The following is a 21,881-nucleotide window of genomic DNA, read 5'->3' as shown; positions in this document are numbered from 1 at the left end:
TGCAGCCTCACTTGCGTGCGCCGTCCGTCCCGGTCAGGCAGTGCAGGAATTCTCCCACGGCTTTTGACACCGGCATATGCTCGTTGTATGCCACGGCAAGCTCCCGCTGCGGCAGCTGTTCTTTCGTCTCTACGGTGAACAGGCCTGTGGACTTGTGGGGGATGCAGTAGTCCGGGATGAAGGCGATTCCAAGGCCGATGCTTGCCAGGTCGATGAGCAGGTCGTTGCTGCTCAGCTCGATCTCCGGGACGAGGTCGAGCTGGTGCTGCTGGAACAGGGCGTGGAGGAATTCGCTCGTCGTGCTCTTCTTATCGAGCATGAGGATCGGATACTCGAGCAGCTCCCGGAAGGACAGGACCCGGCCCTTCAGGGAAGAGAAGGCTTCATTCGCTATGAAGACGTCCCGGAACGTCTTGATCGTCTTTACCGAGGCCACGTTGCCGAGATAAGAGTTCGGGTAGTTGACGACAATCAGATCTACCTGGCCGCTCTCCAAAAGCTCCGCACAGCGGATGGAAGTGGCGTTCGTCACCTTGATATGTGCGCCCGGGAAGGACTTGTGGAACTGTTCGAGATAGGGGACGAGAAAGTAGCGGCATATCGTGTCGCTGGCGCCGATGCGGATCTGGCCGCCGTGGGAGGCGGCGTCCATGATCTGGGTCTCTCCCCGCCTGATTAGGTTGATGGCAGGTTCAATGTGGCGCAGCAATATCTCCCCCTCCGGCGTGAGCCGGACTTTTTTTGTGCTCCTTATGAACAACGTCTCATCCAGCTTCTTCTCCAGAGCCTTGATGGACTGGCTCACCGCGGACTGGGAGATGTAGAGCTGTTTGGAAGCTTCGGAGAAGCTTAAGCTCACTGCCACATGATAGAACACTTTGTACAGTTCATAATTGATATCCATTATAAGTCCTCCTTATAAATCTGTCCTTTATTATAAGTCAAAAAAGGATGAATTACAATATGCAGTATGGTAAGATGGAGACGGAGGAGATACGACATGAAGAAATCACACACTATTATAGCGGTAGCGGCAATGCTGTTCCTCATCACGGCCATCCTGATTACGAGCTTCCAGCTTGCGGCATACGGGGACCCGGAGTATAAGTTCTATGAGAAGGAGTATGCCAAATATAACGTGACAGAAGACCTGGGCATGGAGATGCCGGAAGTCATGGATGTGACGGAGCACATGATGGCTTATCTGATCGGGGAAGAGGAGGAGCTGTCCGTCATCACGGTTGTGGACGGCAAGAACCAGGACTTTTTCAATGAGCAGGACCGGGCGCATATGGCGGACGTGAAGAACCTCTTTCTCGGAGGGCTTGACGTGCGGACAGCCTGTCTCGTCATATTCCTGATTCTGATGGCGCTGCTTGCGTTCAGGAAGGCGGATCTGAGAAGGCTCATCCCGAAGGCTTATTCGGCGGGGCTGGGGCTGTTCCTCGTAATCGTCGTCCTGCTCGGACTTCTGTTCGCGTCCGACTTTACGAAATACTTTACCATATTCCATGAGATATTCTTTACTAACGACCTCTGGCTCTTCGACCCGGCCACGGATTATATGATACGGATGCTGCCGGAAGGATTCTTCTATGACATGACCATGCGGATCGGGGCGGTGTTTATCGGAAGCCTGGCCGCCATCTGGATCGTCTTAAGAGTCTGGCGGACCGTCATGGCAAAGAAGGATGGGAAGAAGGATAAAGATGATAAGTGACACTTATAAGAGAGTTAAGTTATATTAATTTCACTAATAATATCAAGTATGTTATGATGGAACAAGATAATCATACAATTCATGAACGGAGGAAGATCAATGAGCAGTGTAAAACGAGTATATGTAGAGAAGAAGCCGGGCTTTGCCGTACAGGCCAAGGACCTGAAGCATGAGGTGAAGAGCTATCTCGGCATCGGCGGCATAGAGGATGTGCGCGTGCTGATCCGCTATGACGTAGAGAACATATCGGAAGATATATTTGAGAAGGCTCTAAGCGGAATCTTCTCTGAACCGCCGGTAGATATGCTGTACAGGGAAGAGTTCCCGGTGAAGGAAGGCAGCAGGATCTTTTCCGTCGAGTTCCTGCCCGGCCAGTTCGACCAGCGTGCAGACTCGGCCGTGCAATGCGTACAATTTATCAAGGCGGACGAGCAGCCGGTCATCCGGACAGCCACGACCTATGTCATAGAGGGAACGATAACAGAGGAGGAGTTCGAGGCGGTCAAGGCGCACTGCATCAATCCGGTCGATTCGAGAGAGACGGGGATGGACAAGCCGCAGACGCTCGTGACGGAATTTGAAGAGCCTGAAGATGTCATCGTATTTGACGGGTTCAAAGAGATGGACGAGGAGAAGCTTGAGGAGTTGTACGGCTCCCTCGGCCTTGCCATGACGTTGAAAGACTTCCGGCATATCCAGAATTATTTTAAGGCGCAAGAGAGCCGGGACCCGTCCATGACGGAGATCCGCGTGCTTGACACGTACTGGTCCGACCACTGCCGCCACACGACCTTTTCCACCGAGCTTAAGGACGTGACGTTCGGAGACGGCGATTACAGGGAGCCGATTGAGAAGACGTACCGACAGTACATCGCGGACCACAGCGAGATATTCAAAGGCCGGGAGGACAAGTTCGTCTGCCTGATGGACCTGGCGCTCATGGCCATGAGGAAGCTGAAGAAGGAAGGGAAGCTTGAGGACCAGGAAGAGTCGGACGAGATCAACGCATGCAGCATCGTCGTACCGGTGACGGTAGACGGGGCGGAGGAAGAGTGGCTCGTCAACTTCAAGAATGAGACGCACAACCATCCGACCGAGATAGAGCCTTTCGGCGGCGCGGCTACCTGCCTCGGCGGTGCAATCCGAGATCCATTGTCCGGGCGTACTTATGTATATCAGGCGATGCGCGTGACAGGGGCGGCAGACCCGACCGTGTCCGTGAAAGATACGATGAAAGGGAAGCTGCCCCAGAAGAAGCTCGTGCGGGAGGCGGCCCACGGCTACAGCTCTTACGGCAACCAGATCGGGCTTGCCACGGGAGCGGTCAAGGAGATATACCATCCGAATTACGTGGCGAAGCGTATGGAGATTGGGGCGGTGCTCGGCGCTGCGCCGAGGCGCGCGGTGATCCGTGAGACATCCGACCCCGGCGACATCATCATCCTGCTTGGAGGCCGCACGGGCCGGGACGGCTGCGGCGGTGCCACCGGTTCGTCCAAGGTGCACACGGAAGAGTCGATAGAGACATGCGGCGCGGAAGTACAGAAAGGGAACCCGCCGACGGAACGGAAGATTCAGCGGCTGTTTCGCAGGGAAGAGGTGAGCAGGCTCATCAAGAAGTGCAACGACTTTGGTGCAGGCGGCGTGTCTGTCGCAATCGGAGAGCTTGCGGACGGCCTGCGGGTAGACCTTGACAAGGTGCCGAAGAAATATGCCGGCCTGGACGGCACGGAGATCGCCATATCGGAGTCACAGGAGCGTATGGCGGTCGTCGTGGACCCGAAGGATGTGGATGCCTTCCTGGCATATGCAAAGGAAGAGAACCTGGAGGCCACGAAGGTGGCGGTCGTAACCGAAGAGCCGAGGCTTGTGCTCTCCTGGAGAGGCAGGGAGATCGTGAACCTGTCCCGTGCGTTCCTTGACACGAACGGCGCCCATCAGGAGACGTCGGTGAGGGTCGATATCCCGAACCGTGCAGATACGATTCTGAGCCGCGAGGAAGTGGCGGATGTGAGGGCAAAATGGATTGATACGCTCAAAGACCTGAACGTCTGCTCCCAGAAAGGGCTTGTGGAGATGTTCGACGGCTCCATCGGCGCGGCCTCCGTATTCATGCCTCACGGCGGCAAGTACCAGATGACGGAGACGCAGGCGATGGCTGCCAGGCTTCCGGTGCTTACAGGTGACTGCGATACGGTGACGATGATGAGCTATGGGTTCGACCCGTATCTGTCCACATGGAGCCCGTACCATGGAGCCATCTATGCGGTGACGGAATCGGTGGCCAAAATCGTGGCAGCAGGCGGGGACTACAGTAAGATCCGCTTCACGTTCCAGGAGTATTTCCGTCGAATGACAGAAGACCCGGGAAGATGGAGCCAGCCGTTTGCAGCCCTTCTCGGAGCATACAATGCACAGCTTGGATTCGGCCTTCCGTCCATCGGGGGCAAGGACAGCATGTCCGGCACCTTTGAGGACATCGACGTGCCGCCGACTCTCGTGTCCTTTGCGGTCGACATCGCCACAGAGAAGGATATCATCACGCCGGAGCTTAAAAAGGCGGGCAATAAGCTCGTATGGCTCCGCATAGAGACGGATGCGTATGACGTGCCGGTCTACAGCCAGGTGATGGAGCAGTACGGCAAGTTTACAGACGACATCCGCAGTGGCAGGATCGTATCCGCCTATGCGCTGGACCGTCATGGCATCGCGGCCGCGGTGAGCAAGATGGCATTCGGCAACGGAATGGGTGTGAAGATAGAGCACAACGTAGATGCAAGAGACCTGTTCGCCCCTGCGTTTGGAGATATCGTCGCAGAAGTTCCGGCGGATAAAGTCGGGGAGCTTGGCATCACCTATACCGTCATCGGTGAGGTGACGGACGATGCCGCGCTTTCCTACGGAGATATGAGCATCGGCCTGTGCGAGGCAGAAGCCGCCTGGACAGAGACGCTGGAGAAGGTGTTCCCGACCAGATCTGAGGCAGAAGGAGGACCGACAGCATTCTTCGTGGCCGGCGAAGAGACGGAGGCCGGCCGGCTCGGGGAAGACGGGTGCTTCCATGCCACCGGCGTCCACGTGTGCACGCACAAGATTGCACAGCCTACGGTATTTATCCCGGTATTCCCGGGAACGAACTGCGAGTACGACAGCGCGAAGGCGTTCGAGCGCGCGGGAGCGAAAGTCATCACGAAGGTATTCCGTAATATGGACGCCGCGGACATCACCGATTCCGTGAGCGTGTTCGAGAAGGCCATCGGACAGTCCCAGATCATCATGTTCCCGGGCGGATTCAGCGCGGGTGACGAACCGGACGGTTCTGCCAAGTTCTTCGCCACCGCATTCCAGAACGAGAAGATGAAGGAGGCGGTGCAGAAGCTTTTGAATGAGCGGGACGGCCTCGTGCTCGGCGTCTGTAACGGATTCCAGACGCTTATCAAGCTCGGCCTCGTGCCGGAAGGTGATATCGTCGGACAGAACGCGGATTCTCCGACGCTCACGTACAATACGATCGGACGCCACATATCCAAGATGGTCTACACGAAGGTCGTGACAGATAAGTCGCCGTGGCTTGCCAAAGCTGCCCTCGGCGGAGTATACACGAATCCGGCGTCCCATGGCGAGGGCCGCTTCGTGGCGGATGATGAGACGATTGCCCGTCTGTTTGCAAACGGACAGGTGGCAACCCGGTATTGTGACCCGGACGGCAATATAGGCATGGACGAGGAGTGGAACGTAAACGGCTCCTACTATGCCATCGAAGGTATCACAAGCCCTGACGGACGGGTGCTCGGCAAGATGGCCCACTCCGAGAGGCGGGGCCGCTCTGTGGCGGTGAATATCTACGGAGAGCAGGATCTGAAGATCTTTGAATCTGGTGTGGAATATTTCAAATAACTGTGATAAGCTGACTGCAAGACAGGAAATGTATCAAACAGGAATAGCTAGCTGCTGCCCGGCGTTGTGCCGGGCAGTTTTTTGTACCATAGGATGCTTTGTTCTGGAATAGGAAGGATAGGCGTAAAGTATGAATATACACAGATAAACGGGCCGCGGCCTGCTATAATGGGGCAAACGGGCGGAGACGTTCAATAAAAGAAAGGAAGGTGATTCCAGGATGTATACCTATGAAGATAAGAAAAGGCCGCGTACAAAGGTGAAAACGTTTCCGAGCCATCCTCCCGTAATTCAGGGGAAGCTGGCAGGCGGACTGATGCAATTAGTGCGTGGGGAGATATTAGCAAAGCTGGAGGAAGATTATACGTATCCTCCGGGAAAGAGAGAATTATACTTAAGTATTATCGAGGCATGCATTAACGCGCCGGACAAAGAATACGCCGAGTTGAATCAGATTGCGGATGTGCTGCATCTGACTCCTGTTTGCAATTCTGAGGAGCTGGAAAGCATCATCGAGCCCTTATATGAGAACGAACGGCTGCCAGGGCGCACGGACATTGTCGGCGCAATCCTGGAACATTATTCTAAGCGCTTCAGCTTGAGAAGCATAGACAGATTAATGGCTCTTTCTGAATTCTCCACAAGACTGCAGAATATTATACATGACAATCTATTCCAGTATTATGAGCGGACGACTGGACGGATGAAAGACAATCTGGCCGGGGCACAGGCTGCTTATAGACAAGCAGAGGAGGAGTACCTTAAGCATACTGCGGAACAAGTAATGACAAAGGAACCTTCTTCCACCTCGCCGGTTTCTTCCCTTGCTCCGCCACCTCCGCCTCTGATGGGGGATTCTAGGCTCGTTGAATTGGGCAATGTAAAGAATAGAGCACGCCTGCAAATAAGAACTTTGGAAAAAAGTATCCAGGATATCACGGCTGAGAATCAACTGCTGAGACGTATATTTGCTTTCAGACAATTCCGGCAGAATACGGAGATTCCTCCGGCTCTGGGCATCGGGGCCTTTACCGTGCGACATTACACAACCGTTGAAGAGCCGACCTTCACCTCTATCCGGTCTGCGCTTTCTCTGGGAGTGGCGGAGGCCGGGAGCATGAAAAAATCTTCCGGACATACGACGGACAGGGACTGGAATACCTTCGGTAATATCGGCAATACATTTTTTCTCTTATTTGTTGGTGGCCATCCCGTATGCAGGCAGCCTTTCTTAAACGGTACGAAGCATTATGTTGAGTTCCCTCTCGGACATTTTGACAGGATATGGGTCTCCAGCGACTGGCTGGACACGCGGGCGGTAAAGGGCGATTCCTTCTTTGGCACGGGGCAGCAGATTCATAGGCAGCTCCTGGCGGTGGTGAAGGATTACCTTGACCAGTGGAAGGCGGCTTCTCCTTCGGCTCCTGACTTCTTACGGCTTACCCCTGCCGCATTTGCGGAAATCCTCGGTAGCTTATATAATAACTTTGAGGTAAAGGTGCCGGGCTGCGTTCCGATAGGGCAAAACAAGTGGATCCCTTCAGACTTCAGGCGATAGCTATAGCGCACGGTCCACGGGAATGTAGCATACGGCTGCGGGGGGACAGGGAGAAAACAAGTGCAATATGAAAATGAAAAAGCGGTAAAATGCAAATTATTAGCAAACACCCGTAAAAATTGTATAAAAAAGCGGTGATTTGCAAGAACCAAATGGAAAAGTTGCAAAAAAGTGGAAAAACCTGAAAAAAATTCTTGTCATTTCCATAGGAATACTTTAAGATGGTAAATGGACAGAGACGTCAGAGGGATAGTCCGATACACGATCTGCCCGCCTGATTAATATAAAAACCAAGGAGGAGTTAATATGTCTTATGTTGATGAAGTGCTGGAAAAAGTAGTTGCCAAGAACCCGGCGGAACCGGAGTTCCACCAGGCGGTGAAGGAAGTGCTGGAATCTCTCAGAGTAGTGGTGGAAGCAAATGAGGAAAAGTACAGAAGAGACGCGCTGTTAGAGAGGCTTGTGGAGCCGGAGCGGCAGTTCAAGTTCCGTGTGCCGTGGGTAGATGACAAAGGCCAGGTCCAGGTGAATACAGGATACCGTGTACAGTTCAACAGTGCAATCGGTCCTTACAAAGGAGGCCTTCGCCTTCATCCGTCTGTCAATCTTGGGATTATCAAGTTCCTTGGGTTTGAGCAGATTTTCAAAAATTCTCTGACCGGCCTGCCGATTGGCGGCGGAAAAGGAGGATCGGACTTCGATCCAAAGGGAAAATCAGACAGGGAAGTCATGGCATTCTGCCAGAGCTTCATGACAGAGCTGTGCAAATACATCGGAGCAGACACGGATGTACCGGCCGGGGACATAGGAACCGGGGCAAGAGAGATTGGTTATATGTTCGGACAGTATAAGAGGATCCGCGGCGTATACGAAGGGGTACTTACCGGCAAGGGCCTGAGCTACGGAGGCTCCCTCGCCAGAACGGAAGCGACAGGCTACGGCCTGCTCTACCTTACGGAGGAGATGCTGAAGATTAACGGCCATGACATCGCTGGCAAGACGGTGGCGGTATCCGGATCCGGAAATGTCGCAATCTACGCGACACAGAAGGCGCAGCAGCTCGGAGCGAAAGTCGTGACGGTGAGCGACTCCAACGGATGGGTATATGACCCGGACGGAATCGATGTATCCGCGCTCAAGGAAATCAAAGAAATAAACCGCGCAAGGCTGACAGAATATAAGAACTACCGTCCGAACTCCGAATATCATGAAGGGCGCGGCGTATGGTCCGTAAAAGCAGATATCGCGCTGCCATGCGCGACGCAGAACGAACTACTGATCGATGACGCGAAGCTGCTGGTTGAAAATGGCTGTATCGCGGTGGCGGAAGGAGCCAACATGCCTGCCACGCTGGAGGCGACGGAATATCTGCAGAGCCATGGCGTGCTCTTTGCCCCGGGCAAGGCAGCCAATGCGGGCGGAGTTGCCACGTCTGCTCTTGAGATGTCACAGAACAGCGAACGGCTGAGCTGGTCATTCGACGAAGTAGATTCCAAGCTCCAGGGCATCATGATAAATATCTGCCACAACATGGCGGATGCGGCAAAACGCTACGAAGCCGAAGGCAATTATGTCGTTGGTGCCAACATAGCAGGATTTGAGAAAGTAGTAGAGGCGATGACCGCACAGGGCATCGTGTAGAGGAAGCATGGGGTCAGGCCCCTATGGAATAAACTTACACATGTTATGATTCCATAGGGGCCTGACCCCTTCCCGGACCCATCAAAAAAATCCATCGTCACCGATGGATTTTCAAGTAGCGGGAACTGGATTTGAACCAGCGACACTACGGGTATGAACCGTATGCTCTAGCCAACTGAGCTATCCCGCCATATGTGTAATTGTTACAGGAAAAGACAAATCTTTTCTTGCAAATGGGACCAATAGGGCTCGAACCTATGACCCTCTGCTTGTAAGGCAGATGCTCTCCCAGCTGAGCTATGATCCCATCTTATAGGTTGTGTTCCCGCAACCCGCTTTGCTATTATACTATTGAAATCAGGAATATGTCAACACTTTTTTTGATGAAATTTGTAATTTTTTTCCGACGTGCATTTTCCGCCGTTATTGCATTCAATATGAGATTATGATATAGTTTTTTTAATCGGTCAAAGCGAGGATAAATGTAGAAAATACAGGAGGTTACAGATAAATATGACAAAAGGACGTTTCGTATTCCGGCTTATTACGGGAGGCTATCTTGCGTATCTTGGTATCGGGCTCATAAAAGATGCCCTGACAGAGATGCCGGAAAATTATGTATGGTATACGGTGGCCGGAGCGGTGTTCGCCGTGATTGGGCTTGGGTGGCTCTTGACAGGTGTCAGGATATTTCTGAAAGAAGGGTTTCAGGAGCCGGACGCAGATCCAGAGGAAGAGGAAGTGGAAGAGCTTCCGGAGGAAGGACATGACGATGCCCTGCCCGGGAATAAGGAAGAAAATATGGTAGAAACTGTGGAAGATGTCAATCATATAGATAAGGCTGGCGAAGAGGAAGAGGAGTAATGATATGCGGGTAGGAATGGGCTATGATGTTCATAAGCTTGTGGAAGGTAGAGAGCTGGTAATCGGCGGGGTCACGATTCCTTATGAAAAAGGTCTGCTCGGCCACTCAGATGCGGACGTGCTCCTGCACGCTATTATGGATGCGCTGCTTGGAGCCGCGGCTCTTGGGGATATTGGGAAGCATTTTCCCGATACGGCCCCTGAATATGAAGGGGTGTCAAGTCTGAAGCTGCTGGAGCGTGTCGGAGAGCTTATTGAAGAGGAACTGTACGTCATCGGCAACATCGATGCGACGATAATCGCACAGCGTCCGAAGATGGCTCCCTATATAGAGGACATGCGGCAACATGTCGCTGCGGCGCTGCATCTGGAGACGGGACAGGTGAATATAAAGGCTACGACAGAAGAAGGTCTTGGTTTTACAGGAAGCGGGGAAGGAATATCAGCACAGGCGATAGCAGGACTTGAGACGATAGCGAACGCAAGTTATGCAGTAGGACCGGCAGAAAGCGGCTGCGGAGGGTGTTCCGGCTGCCCGCGCAACAGAATGTGACGACAGGGAAGATAGATTGCGCAGCGCGCAGTCTATTTTCGTTACACAGGCCCCCACAGGATGGGGGAGTCTGGTTCTGTGACAGGATAACGTGCCGGCGCAGGCCGGAATCTGAGAAAGGAGGGGACATACATGAATATGAGAAAACTGCCCGCAGAAGAGCATATACGGACAAGGCGCCTATATGAAGAGGTGTTTCCCGATGACAGTCGGGAATTCGTAGATTACTATTATGCCGAGAAGATAAAAGAGAATGAGATATATGTGATAGAAGAAGATGAGGATATCCAGGCGATGCTCCATCTCAATCCATATAAGATGTATGTAAATGGCCGGGAACAGACGGCCCACTATATCGTGGCAGTCGCCACGAGGGCGGCCTACCGGAAGAAGGGGTATATGAGGGAGCTGCTGACCGTCGCCCTCCGGGACATGTACCGGTCCGGCGAGACATTCACCTACCTGATGCCCGCCGCGGAATCCATATATCTGCCCTATGATTTCCGCACCGTATATGAGCAGGAGAGACGCTTCTATACAGAGGCAGACGAGGGGCAGAAAGATACGGTCATCCGCGCGCTCCAGGACGAAGAATGCAAAGAGCTTGCGGATACGGCGAACAAGCATCTGGCGCAGCATTATGATGTGTTCGCCTTACGAAGCGCCACTTATTATGAGAGGCTGAAAAGAGAATACGCAGCGGACGGCGGAACGCTTATGCTGTACCGGAAGGAAGGCATGATAACAGACTGCCGCCCTTATGTTCCGGAGCAGGACACGGACAGACCGGTAATCATGATACGCATTGTGGATGCAGAGCGGATGCTCATGAGCCTGAGCCTTAAGAGACTGGCGGCGGTATGCTTTCGCATCACGGATCCGGTCATCGAAGCGAACAACCGGTGCGTCGTCCTCACAGGGACAGAGCATTCCGGCGTAATGCTGATGGAAGGGAAGGAAGAGAACAGCGAAGGGACGGTTGATATCTCTGCGCTTGGCGAGATTGTCTTTGGCGCGTGTACGGCAGAGGAAGCGTGCTGTCAAGAAGGCGTCAGGATGACGGAGCGCATGAAAGAGGAGCTTGATAAGATCATACCTCTGTCACATATATATATCAATGAAGTCGTATAGAAGGGAAAGGAGAACAAGATGAGACCGGTAACCGTCAGAAATATCAAGATCGGCGAAGGGCGTCCGAAGATATGCGTCCCTATCGTGGAGAAAGAAAAGGAGGGAATCTTGGCGCAGGCGTCGGCTATCGCCGGACTTCCGCTGGATATGGCAGAGTGGAGGGCTGACTGGTACGAGGATGTAAAGGACAGCGGCAAGGTGCTGGATACGGTCCGGGAACTCAGGAAGGTGCTCGGAGAGATTCCCCTTCTTTTTACGTTCCGTACGGCAGCGGAAGGCGGGGCTGCCGATGTGGCCGCAGGGGCGTACGCAGAGCTATGCGCGGCTGCTGCGAGGTCAGGATATGCGGACCTTATCGATGTGGAAGTGTTCACGGCCGGGGAGTCGGCACAAGACATTGTGAGGGAAGTACATCGTGCAGGCGTCAAGGTGGTGGCGTCCAACCATGACTTCCATAAGACGCCTCCGAAAGAAGAGCTGCTCAGAAGATTCCGGCATATGAAGGCATTGGGAGCAGACATATGGAAGATAGCAGTCATGCCGCAGTCCGGCCGGGACGTCCTGACGCTTCTTGACGCCACGCTCACCGTGACGGAAGCAGAGGACAGCAGTCCGGTCATATCGATGTCCATGGCGGCACTTGGTGCGGTGAGCCGGCTGTCGGGAGAAGTGTTCGGTTCTTGCGTTACATTCGCGGCAGCAGGCAAGGCATCGGCACCGGGACAGATCAGCGTAGATAAGATGTCTGAAATGTTGGATATCCTGCGTCTATGATGCCGGCGTCGCCGACAGGCCGGCCGGTGCAGGCAACTTTAGAAATTCTTTCGTTTTTTATAAAGCCTCCCTTTAGAATCCGGTCGTAAAGTAATATTACGGGGATCAAAGGGAGGTGTTATTTATGAATATCAATCTGGCTTGGGCCATGCAGAACATATGAGATGAGGAGTGGACGACGATGGAGATGAATCATGTATTGATAGTGGAAGATGACAAGGAAATCAGGGAAGGTGTCGAGATATACCTGAAAAGCCAGGGATATGAGGTATTCCAGGCGGCTGACGGCAAAGAAGGGCTGGAAGTCATCGAAAGGGAAGACATACACCTGGCGATCGTGGATGTGATGATGCCCAGGATGGACGGCATCACCATGGTAGTAAGGCTGAGGGAAAAGCATGACTTTCCCGTCATCATGCTGTCAGCCAAATCAGAAGAGGTGGATAAGATCATGGGGCTTAATATCGGGGCGGACGACTACGTCACAAAACCATTTACTCCGATGGAGCTGCTGGCACGGGTGAATTCCCAGCTCAGAAGATACCGGAAATTTGCAGAAAAGCTGAACGCAAAAGAGGACTCCTCTAACATCCACGTAATCGGGGGGCTGGAAATAAATGAAGATACGGTAGAAGCAGCGGTGGACGGGGAGCCGGTAAAGCTTACGCCGATCGAGTATAAGATACTGCTGCTGCTCATGAAAAGCCCCGGAAGAGTATTCTCAGCAGAAGAGATCTATGAACGCGTGTGGAACGAACGGGCCATAACGACGGATACGATCATGGTCCATATCCGTAATATCCGTGAGAAGATAGAGATCAATCCGAAAGAACCGAAATATTTGAAGGTGGTGTGGGGCGTTGGATACAAAATTGAAAAACAGGCATAAACTTGCCGTAGCTTTAATTATCATCATAATATTACTCTCATCGTGCATCATGATCGGCCAGTACGGCCAGTCATATGATGACAGCCGTAAGACGGAGGAGAGGGTCAAGGACGGGTATCTCCAGTCCGAGGATTTCCTGAACCTGTTCTTGAAGAGCAGCTATGTCCTCTACAACATAGAGGAGGCGGGGAACTTCCAGGACAGCAGCCTGGATGAAGAATACCCATCGCTGACGCAGTATTTTAAAGAGATATATCCGTATATGGAATATCAGGTCCAGGATGGCGGCGGGGAGGTAATCGGCAAGAGCCTGACCGGCACCTCCGACGAGCTGAAGGAGACAGACCTGGATAAATACGAGATTGGAATCGTAATCTCATATGACAAGAATGGCACGGCTACTGTAAAAACGGTGACAGGCGACTACAGGGACGGCCAGATGACGGAGCTGAAAAGGCTCATCAGCAGCTCTGACAGCGATAACATGTATTCCGACTATGCAATGGAATATAATGTCGAAGAGCTGAGCAGACCTGCAGACAGAACCTATACTTATGTGATGACGAAGCAGAATGTCAACGACTATCTGGAAGAATCGCTCAGCTATTACGGCTTTGCGCCTGATGCAATCGTATATGGCGTATCTGTGCTCATCCTGCTTATGTGCCTGGCTGCCGTGTATCTTCCAAGCCGCCCGTCCTTCCACACCGGGGAGGAGATGATATTTCACGCGCCGCTCGAGGCGGCAGTCGGAGTACCGCTCGTGGCGTTCTGTGCAATCATGGGCAATGTAGACGTGATTCTGGGCAGAAGGAAGGGAGTACCGGATATGTTGGACTTCATACTTTGGACGATGTTCTTTGCATCGGTCTACTGGGGCGCATGCTGCCTGCGGCAGATCAAGAAGATGGGCATCCGGGAGTATGTGAAGGAGAAAGTCCTCGTGCTGCAGCTCTGGCATGGGGCCAAAGGGATTCTGGAACGCGCGTGGGACTGGTGCAAAGAGAAGATCAACATGCTGTACCGTTCCATGGATGAGATTGACTTCAACGACAGGAACAACAAGATTATCATCAAGATCGTGCTTGCCAACTTTATCATCCTGCTCGTGCTCTGTTCGCTCTGGCTGTTTGGCATCATCGGCCTTATCGTATATTCGGTTCTTCTATTTGTCGTACTCAGGAAGTATTTTAATGATCTGAAGGATAAGTATGCACTTCTTCTGGAGGCCACGAATAAGATTGCGGAGGGGAATCTGGATACAAAGATTGAAGGAGACCTTGGAGTGTTCAGCCCGTTCCGGACAGAGATCGAGAAGATACAGAACGGTTTTAAGATGGCAGTGAACGAGGAGGTCAAGAGCCAGAAGATGAAGACGGAGCTTATCACGAACGTCTCGCATGATCTCAAGACGCCGCTGACTGCGATCATCACCTATGTGAACCTTCTGAAGGACGAGGAGGACGAAGATAAGCGCAAGTCCTATATCCAGGTGCTGGAGCAGAAGTCGAACCGGCTGAAGGTGCTCATTGAAGACCTGTTCGAGATAAGCAAGGCGAGCAGCGAGAATGTGACGCTGGATCTGGTCAATGTAGATATCGTCAACCTGTTCAAACAGGTCAAGCTCGAACTGGAAGATAAGATTGAAGAGGCGGGCCTGGAATTCCGCTGCAGCTATCCGGAAGAGAAGCTCGTTCTGAGGCTGGACAGTCAGAAGACCTACCGGATATTTGAGAATCTTCTTGTGAATATCGTCAAGTACGCCATGCCTCAAACGAGAGTGTATATCGAGCTCGTACAGGAGGGAGGGGATGCGGTAGTACGGATGAAAAACATATCGGCCGCAGAGCTTGATTTCAACCCGGAAGAGATTACCGACCGTTTCGTGCGGGGTGACGCGTCCAGGAACACGGAAGGTTCCGGCCTGGGGCTTGCCATCGCGAAGAGCTTTACGGAACTGCAGGGCGGCAGGCTCAGGATAGAGACGGAGGCAGACCTTTATAAAGCAGAGATACGCTGGAAGATGTAAGCTGTCAGATGATAAGAACATCTTATGAAAAAATAAAATATTATAATTTTTACTAATCGTTATCTGGTGCTATACTATATACGAAAGCGAGGTAAGAATTATGTATGACATATGTATCATAGGTGCGGGACCTGCGGGAATCAGCAGTGCGGTCTACGCGGCGAGCCGGGGGCTTGATACGGTGGTCCTGGAAGAAAAGGAAGTAGGAGGGCTGCTCGGGGGCGTGTCGACCGTAACCCACTACTCAGGAATCATAGAAGGAGAGACAGGCACGTCGTTTGCAGAGCGGCTGAAGAAGCAGGCGGAATCCTATGGAATCGAGATACGCAAAGAGAAAGTGGTATCCGCCGAACTGGCTGGAGATGTGAAGAAGATTACGACAGACAGCGGAAGCTATGAGGCGAAGGCAGTAATCATAGCCGCAGGTACTACGCCGAAGAAGCTCGGGATACCTGGAGAAGCGGAACTGGAAGGGCATGGAGTCGGAATGAATGCGGCGAAGGCGGCAAAGGAGTACGAAGGCAGGGACATCTTTGTCGTCGGCGGTGCCGACGGCGCGGTGAAGGAAGCGCTGTTCCTGGCCGGGTATGCGAAGAAGCTCACGATAATCCATTTTGAAGATCAGCTCGGAGCAATCCCGGAATTTACAGAGAAGGTAATGAGAACCGGTAACATCGAGCTGCGCCTGCATACGAGGCTTGCAGAGCTTCAGGGCGACGGCCGGGTAGAGGTCCTGAAGCTGAGAGATGAACATACCAAAGAGACGGAAACGATTCGTTGTGACGGCTGTGGAGTATTTATCTATGCCGGATCGACGCCGAACACCGGCCTGTATCCTGAACTCGACCAGACAGACGGCTATCTCGTGACAGATGACAGGCAGATGACGAGTATTCCCGGCGTATTTGCGGCAGGAGACATCTGCGCGAAACAGGTGCGGCAGGCGGCGACGGCCGTTGCGGACGGTGCGGTGGCCGCAATCAATGCGGCAGCCTGGTGCAGAAGCAATGAATAAGGATATGAGAAAAAGCAGTGTTGACAAATACTGCTTTTTCTCATATTATATGATATATATGGTAAAGACAGGGAACGAAAAGAGTAACATGTCGCGGAACTAACAGAGAGAGGCTGTCACTGGCTGAAAGCAGCTTTGAGGGAAGGGCGTGTGAAGTGCATTCGGGAGTCTGTCCGGCGAACAGGTGAAACGGGTAGCCGGACACGGGTAACGCACGTTACGTGTTTCGAGTGGAAGCGTACGCTTCTATAAGAGTGGAACCGCGGGCATACCCCGTCTCTTAATCTATGTTAAGAGACGAGGTATTTTTTATTTCAGAGGTGTTTAGTATGGGTATACTGTCTTATGTAAGAGAAGAAGTGAAAGTAATCAGGGAGAGAGACCCCGCCATCAAATCGAATATGGAAGTGTTCCTGTATCCGAGCTTCAAGGTTATATTGAGATATCGGATCGCCCATAAGCTGTACCGGAAAAAGCACTTTTTCCTGGCCCGGTGGATCTCTCAGCGTGCGGCAAGGAAGACCGGGATAGAGATCCATCCGGGAGCCAGGATCGGCAAGGGGCTTTTCATCGACCACGGCAGCGGCGTAATCATCGGTGAGACGACGGAAATCGGCAACAATGTCACCTTGTACCAGGGAGTGACCCTGGGCGGTACCGGCAAGGAACAGGGCAAGCGGCATCCGACGCTGCGTGACAATGTGATGGTGAGCGCGGGTGCCAAGATACTCGGTTCCTTTACGATTGGAGAGAACTCTAAGATCGGTGCCGGTTCAGTCGTGCTTGAGGAAGTGCCGCCCAACTGTACGGTGGTGGGAGTGCCCGGCAGGGTAGTCAAGATGGGTGACCAGAGGATACCGCGTGTAGATATGGATCAGGTACATCTGCCGGATCCTATCAGCAACGATATCCGGGAACTGCAAAAGGACAATATCCGTATGCACCGGCAGATCCAGGAGATGGAGAAGCGCATGAGGTGCATGCGGGAAGACAATATAGAAGTGTTGGATGAGGAGGAAAAGGAATAATATGAAACTGTTTAATACGCTCACAAGAAAAAAAGAAGAATTCGTACCAGTGGAGGAAGGAAAGGTCAAGATGTACGTGTGCGGCCCCACGGTCTATAATTTCATCCATATCGGCAATGCAAGGCCGATGATCGTATTCGATACGGTAAGAAGATATTTTGAATATAAAGGCTATGATGTGAACTATGTGTCCAACTTTACTGACGTGGACGATAAGATCATCAAGAAGGCGATTGAAGAGAGGGTGTCCGCGGACGAGATATCCAAACGCTATATCGCGGAGTGCAAGAAGGATATGGAAGGCATGAATGTAAAGCCGGCCACGAAGCATCCGCTGGCTACGGAAGAGATATGCGGCATGGTGGAGATGATTGGCGACCTTATCGAGAAAGGCCATGCGTATGAGAAGAACGGTACCGTGTACTTCCGCACGAGAAGCTTCAAGGATTACGGGAAGCTCTCCCACAAGAATCTGGATGATCTGCGTACGGGGGAACGTTCTCTGCTGGTCACAGGAGAAGATGAGAAGGAAGACCCGCTTGACTTTGTCCTCTGGAAGCCGAAGAAGGAAGGGGAGCCGGCATGGGATTCGCCGTGGAGCGACGGACGTCCCGGATGGCATATCGAGTGTTCCGTCATGTCCAGGAAGTATCTCGGAGAGCAGATTGATATCCATGCAGGCGGTGAGGATCTTGTATTTCCCCACCATGAAAATGAGATTGCCCAGAGTGAGGCGGCAAACGGCAAGGAATTTGCGAAATACTGGATGCACAATGCATTCCTCAACATCGACAACCATAAGATGAGCAAATCTCTCGGCAATTTCCGCACGGTCAGGGAGATCAGCGAACAGTATGATCTGCAGGTGCTGCGGTTCTTCATGCTGAGCGCCCATTACAGGAGTCCGCTCAATTTCAGCGCCGACCTGATGGAAGCATCCAGGAACGGACTGGAGCGTATCGTCAATGCGGCGGATAACCTGAAGTTCCTCATGGGCAATGCGAAGGACGAAGAGATGTCCGCAGAGGAACAAGAGGCGTATGCAAAGTCAGAAGCGTTCGTTGAAGGCTTCGAAGCCGCGATGGAGGATGACTTCAATACGGCTGACGCAGTGGCAGCAGTGTTCGATCTGGTCAAATATATCAACACGACGGCAGACGGGGCAAGCTCCAGAGCCTATCTGCAGGCGCTGCTCGAACGGCTTGTCAAATTAACAGACGTATTGGGGTTGATTGTTGACAAAAAAGAGGATATGCTGGAAGAAGACATAGAAAAGCTAATTGCCAAGCGTCAGGCCGCACGTAAGGAAAGGAACTTTGCACTTGCGGATGAGATACGCGATGAGCTGCTTGGTAAAGGCATCATATTAGAAGACACACGTGAAGGAGTAAAATGGAAAAAGGCATAGAATGGAAGTTTGATTCATATATGCGCGAGACGTTTCAGATGAAAGAGGTGGATATGAACGAGTATTCACCTCTTGCTTTGGCGTATATAGGTGACAGTATTTATGATCTGATAATCAAGAGCCTTGTAGTGAATGAAGGCAACCGGCAGGTGAAGAAGCTGCATAAGGAGACGAGCTCTTATGTGCAGGCATCCGCCCAGTCCCGGATGATGCGGACGATTCAGGACCGGCTGACGGAAGAAGAGCATACGGTCTATAGAAGGGGCAGGAACACCAAGAGCGTATCGCCGGCCAAGAACCAGACGCTGGCAGACTACAGGCGTGCAACCGGCTTCGAGGCCCTGATGGGGTATCTGTATCTGAAGCAGGATTACAGGCGGATGATGGAACTCGTCAAGCTGGGGCTTGACAGTATAAAGGAGAGAACAAATGAGTGAACGTCAGGTAAATGAATTGATGATCGAGGGGCGCAATGCGGTGCTGGAGGCATTCCGCTCAGGTAAGCCGGTGGATAAGGTGTTCATCCTCGATGGATGCCAGGACGGCCCTGTCCGCACTATCGTAAGGGAGGCGAAGAAGCACGATACGGTGCTGAATTTCGTGACAAAGGAACGGCTTACACAGATGTCGGAGACGGGAAAGCACCAGGGAGTCATCGCTTATGGTGCGGCCTATGAGTATGCGGAAGTAGAGGACATGCTCGCCCTTGCCCGGGAGCGGGGGGAAGATCCGTTCCTCTTCGTGCTCGACAACATCGAAGATCCGCACAATCTCGGCGCAATCATCCGTACGGCCAATCTGGCCGGTGCCCACGGGGTCATCATTCCAAAGCGCCGGGCGGCAGGGCTTACGGCGACTGTGGCAAAGACATCGGCGGGAGCCTTGAACTACACGCCGGTGGCGAAGGTGACGAACCTGTCCAAGACGATGGAAGAACTGAAAGAAAAGGGGCTCTGGTTCGTCTGTGCAGATATGGGCGGGGAATCTATGTACTGCCTGAACCTGACCGGACCAATCGGCCTTGTGATAGGCAGCGAAGGGGAAGGGGTCGGACGCCTTGTCAAGGAGAAGTGCGATTTCACAGCAGGCATCCCGATGAAGGGTGACATCGATTCCCTCAACGCATCGGTGGCGGCAGGAGTGCTCGCCTATGAAATCGTAAGGCAGCGCTTGCAGAAGTAGAGGTGTGGTTATGTCCGATTATGAGAAGATGACAGACGAACAGCTGATACGGAACCTGAGGGGCGGGGAAAAGGCGATTGTCGATTATATTATGGACAAGTATAAGAATCTCGTCCGGAAAGAGGCGAACGCCATGTACCTTCTCGGCGGCGAAAACGACGACCTGATCCAGGAGGGGATGATCGGCCTGTTCAAAGCGGTGGAAGATTATGACGTGGAACAGGAGGCATCTTTCTTCAGCTTCGCAAGGCTGTGCATCACCCGCCAGATGTATTCTGCCATCGAGGCGTCCCGCCGGAAAAAGCATAGTCCGCTGAACTCATATATATCGCTCTACGACCAGGAGGGTGAAAAGGGCTCCCTGCTGGAGACGATGGAAGCAGGGGGGCAGAGCAACCCGGAGGAGCTGTTTTTGAGCAAGGAGTATGTTGCGCTTTTGGAGAGCGAGCTGGAAGAACAGCTGAGCGATCTGGAGAGCAGGGTGCTCTATCTGCATCTGATGGGGACGGATTACCGCACGATTGCCAAGCTGATTGACAAAAGCCCGAAGACGGTCGATAATGCCCTGCAGCGCATCAAGAATAAGACGGAGAAGATTCTGGCCAGGGAAGAGACGAAGTAAGAAAATAGTTAAAAGATATTGACAAACAGTCATGTAATATTGTATATTATTAACGTTGCATATTACATGTATGCTGTCTTGGCGCAGTCGGTAGCGCGTCGCCTTGGTAAGGCGGAGGCCGGGGGTTCAAGTCCCCTAGACAGCTTGATTACTCCCTTTCAGGGAGTATTTTTTTCGTTATTATGAGAGAGGGCGAAGGATAATGAGAAAATCAACAGTTATGACAGAGGGAGTTATATGGAAGGAGATGCTGTTCTTCTCTATTCCGCTTATTCTGGGCAACCTGTTCCAGCAGCTGTATAATACGGTCGATTCCATCATCGTGGGTAATTATATCGGCAGCGAGGCGCTGGCAGCAGTCGGTTCCAGCTCTTCTATCATCAATCTGCTCATAGGGTTCTGCATCGGGGCTTCGGCGGGCGCAGGGGTAGTCATCTCTCAGTTCTTCGGGGCAAGAGATGAAAAGGGCTTGAAAAAGGCAGTGCACACGACCGTTGCCATATCCATAGCGGCAGGCGTCATATTGACCGTGGCGGGCATCTTGCTGGCCCCCGTCATCCTGAGGGCGATGGGGACGCCGGCGGAAGTGTTCAGGGAGGCGGTCATCTATCTGCAGGTGTATTTCGGTGGAATCGTGTTTTCCGTCATCTACAATATGTCCGCAGGAATCCTGAACGCGGTCGGCAATTCCAAGCGGTCCCTCGTATACCTGATGATAGCCGCGTTATCGAATATCATACTTGATATCCTGTTCGTCATTGTGCTTAAGATGGGGATCGTGGGTGCCGCGCTTGCCACAGATATCAGCCAGCTTCTGTCCTGTATCTTCATTATATTATACCTTGTCAGGAGCAAGGAAGTATACCATGTGGACATCAGGGAAATCCGCTTTTATGACAATCTGCTGTCCAAGATCATAAGGATCGGGCTTCCGACCGGAATCCAGAATATCGTCATCTCATTTTCCAACGTTATCGTCCAGTCCAGCGTCAACAGCTTCGGGGCGGTGGCGATGGCAGGATTTGCCGCCTACATCAAGATAGACGGATTCAATATCCTTCCGGTGCTTAGCTTTGGCATGGCGGCAGCCACATTTGCAGGGCAGAACGTAGGTGCCGGCAGATACGACAGGGTGAAGAAGGGGATGTTCGTCTCGGTCGGGATGGGAGTCGCCTATACAATCCTGACAGGGATACTGCTGCTTACCTTTGCGCCTCAGGTCATAGGCGTATTTACGAAGAACCCGGACGTAGTTGGATACGGAGTATATATCATGCGGTTTTTCTGTCCGTTCTACTGGCTGCTCGGAATACTGCAGGTACTGTCCGGCACGATACGTGGGACGGGAAAGACGATGGAGACGATGCTCGTATTCCTCTTCTCGCTTTGTATCTTCCGGGTCGCCTGGATATGGGGGGCGCTTGCCATCGAACACAAGATTGACTGGGTCATGACCGCTTATCCGCTGTCCTGGCTTATAGGGGCCGTCCTCATCCTGTTGTATGCATGGAAAGGGAACTGGATGCCCATCCAAAAACGTGAATGAACGACCTTGTTCTGCCCGCTGTTT

Annotated in this window: 18 protein-coding genes, 3 tRNA genes and 1 other annotated feature; of the genes, 18 read left to right on the top strand and 3 right to left on the bottom strand. The window is 52.5% G+C overall.

Going from position 1 to position 21,881, the window contains the following annotated elements; all coding sequences use genetic code 11:
• Positions 1-7: 7 nt before the first annotated feature.
• A complete protein-coding gene (locus HJV72_RS12295) occupies positions 8-904 on the bottom strand; it encodes a LysR family transcriptional regulator (RefSeq protein WP_208071362.1) in 897 nt (298 codons plus the stop codon).
• Between the two features lie 96 nt (positions 905-1,000).
• Here HJV72_RS12295 and HJV72_RS12290 point away from each other — a divergent pair, with 96 nt between their 5' ends.
• The 4 genes from HJV72_RS12290 (at position 1,001) to gdhA (ending at position 8,816) form a co-directional block, all read left to right on the top strand.
• Positions 1,001-1,720 (top strand): TIGR01906 family membrane protein, encoded by a 720-nt coding sequence (locus HJV72_RS12290; protein ID WP_208071361.1) that lies wholly within the window; start codon positions 1,001-1,003, stop codon positions 1,718-1,720.
• 99 nt (positions 1,721-1,819) lie between these two features.
• A complete protein-coding gene (locus HJV72_RS12285) occupies positions 1,820-5,617 on the top strand; it encodes a phosphoribosylformylglycinamidine synthase (protein WP_208071359.1) in 3,798 nt (1,265 codons plus the stop codon).
• A 220-nt stretch (positions 5,618-5,837) separates the two neighbouring features.
• Positions 5,838-7,175 carry a hypothetical protein gene (locus HJV72_RS12280; protein ID WP_208071357.1) on the top strand — a complete coding sequence of 446 codons (1,338 nt, stop codon included), beginning with the start codon at positions 5,838-5,840 and terminating at the stop codon, positions 7,173-7,175.
• 306 nt (positions 7,176-7,481) lie between these two features.
• Positions 7,482-8,816: an NADP-specific glutamate dehydrogenase gene (gdhA, locus tag HJV72_RS12275; RefSeq protein ID WP_066577242.1), complete on the top strand. Its 1,335-nt coding sequence runs from the start codon at positions 7,482-7,484 to the stop codon at positions 8,814-8,816.
• A gap of 116 nt (positions 8,817-8,932) precedes the next feature.
• Here gdhA and HJV72_RS12270 read toward each other — a convergent pair.
• Positions 8,933-9,006, bottom strand: a tRNA-Met gene (locus HJV72_RS12270).
• Positions 9,007-9,050: 44 nt separating this feature from the next.
• Positions 9,051-9,123 (bottom strand) — tRNA-Val (locus HJV72_RS12265).
• A gap of 206 nt (positions 9,124-9,329) precedes the next feature.
• On the opposite strand from HJV72_RS12265, the gene HJV72_RS12260 reads away from it, so the two are divergent.
• The 14 genes from HJV72_RS12260 (at position 9,330) to HJV72_RS12195 (ending at position 21,857) form a co-directional block, all read left to right on the top strand.
• On the top strand, positions 9,330-9,680 hold the full coding sequence (locus tag HJV72_RS12260) for a hypothetical protein (RefSeq protein ID WP_208071356.1): 351 nt from the start codon (positions 9,330-9,332) through the stop codon (positions 9,678-9,680).
• A 4-nt stretch (positions 9,681-9,684) separates the two neighbouring features.
• Positions 9,685-10,233 carry a 2-C-methyl-D-erythritol 2,4-cyclodiphosphate synthase gene (gene ispF / locus HJV72_RS12255; RefSeq protein ID WP_208071354.1) on the top strand — a complete coding sequence of 183 codons (549 nt, stop codon included), beginning with the start codon at positions 9,685-9,687 and terminating at the stop codon, positions 10,231-10,233.
• Between the two features lie 132 nt (positions 10,234-10,365).
• Positions 10,366-11,364 (top strand): GNAT family N-acetyltransferase, encoded by a 999-nt coding sequence (locus HJV72_RS12250; RefSeq protein ID WP_208071352.1) that lies wholly within the window; start codon positions 10,366-10,368, stop codon positions 11,362-11,364.
• 18 nt (positions 11,365-11,382) lie between these two features.
• Positions 11,383-12,138, top strand: coding sequence for a type I 3-dehydroquinate dehydratase (aroD, locus tag HJV72_RS12245; RefSeq protein WP_208071351.1), 756 nt, complete (start codon positions 11,383-11,385; stop codon positions 12,136-12,138).
• A gap of 181 nt (positions 12,139-12,319) precedes the next feature.
• The gene (locus HJV72_RS12240) at positions 12,320-13,027 is read left to right on the top strand and encodes a response regulator transcription factor (protein ID WP_117771868.1); all 708 of its coding nucleotides are present in this window, start codon (positions 12,320-12,322) and stop codon (positions 13,025-13,027) included.
• Positions 12,999-15,056 carry a sensor histidine kinase gene (locus HJV72_RS12235; protein ID WP_208071349.1) on the top strand — a complete coding sequence of 686 codons (2,058 nt, stop codon included), beginning with the start codon at positions 12,999-13,001 and terminating at the stop codon, positions 15,054-15,056. Before HJV72_RS12240 ends, HJV72_RS12235 begins: the two co-directional genes overlap by 29 nt.
• 100 nt (positions 15,057-15,156) lie before the next feature.
• Positions 15,157-16,071, top strand: coding sequence for an NAD(P)/FAD-dependent oxidoreductase (locus tag HJV72_RS12230; protein ID WP_208071347.1), 915 nt, complete (start codon positions 15,157-15,159; stop codon positions 16,069-16,071).
• Between the two features lie 61 nt (positions 16,072-16,132).
• Positions 16,133-16,355 (top strand) — a binding site (T-box leader).
• A gap of 45 nt (positions 16,356-16,400) precedes the next feature.
• Positions 16,401-17,099 (top strand): serine O-acetyltransferase EpsC, encoded by a 699-nt coding sequence (gene epsC / locus HJV72_RS12225; protein ID WP_208071346.1) that lies wholly within the window; start codon positions 16,401-16,403, stop codon positions 17,097-17,099.
• Between the two features lies 1 nt (position 17,100).
• On the top strand, positions 17,101-18,507 hold the full coding sequence (gene cysS / locus HJV72_RS12220; protein ID WP_208071344.1) for a cysteine--tRNA ligase: 1,407 nt from the start codon (positions 17,101-17,103) through the stop codon (positions 18,505-18,507).
• Complete coding sequence (locus HJV72_RS12215; RefSeq protein WP_208071342.1) at positions 18,492-18,944, top strand: Mini-ribonuclease 3; 453 nt, start codon at positions 18,492-18,494, stop codon at positions 18,942-18,944. The genes cysS and HJV72_RS12215 overlap by 16 nt, the downstream gene beginning before the upstream one ends.
• Complete coding sequence (gene rlmB, locus HJV72_RS12210) at positions 18,937-19,689, top strand: 23S rRNA (guanosine(2251)-2'-O)-methyltransferase RlmB (protein ID WP_208071340.1); 753 nt, start codon at positions 18,937-18,939, stop codon at positions 19,687-19,689. The genes HJV72_RS12215 and rlmB overlap by 8 nt, the downstream gene beginning before the upstream one ends.
• Positions 19,690-19,699: 10 nt before the next feature.
• A complete protein-coding gene (locus HJV72_RS12205) occupies positions 19,700-20,311 on the top strand; it encodes a sigma-70 family RNA polymerase sigma factor (RefSeq protein ID WP_208071338.1) in 612 nt (203 codons plus the stop codon).
• A 72-nt stretch (positions 20,312-20,383) separates the two neighbouring features.
• Positions 20,384-20,456 (top strand) — tRNA-Thr (locus HJV72_RS12200).
• A 57-nt stretch (positions 20,457-20,513) separates the two neighbouring features.
• A complete protein-coding gene (locus HJV72_RS12195; protein WP_208071336.1) occupies positions 20,514-21,857 on the top strand; it encodes an MATE family efflux transporter in 1,344 nt (447 codons plus the stop codon).
• Positions 21,858-21,881: the final 24 nt, after the last annotated feature.

Origin of the sequence: Extibacter sp. GGCC_0201 (assembly GCF_017566055.1) — a bacterium.
Classification (GTDB): domain Bacteria; phylum Bacillota; class Clostridia; order Lachnospirales; family Lachnospiraceae; genus Extibacter.
This window is presented reverse-complemented; position numbering and strand designations above follow the sequence as displayed.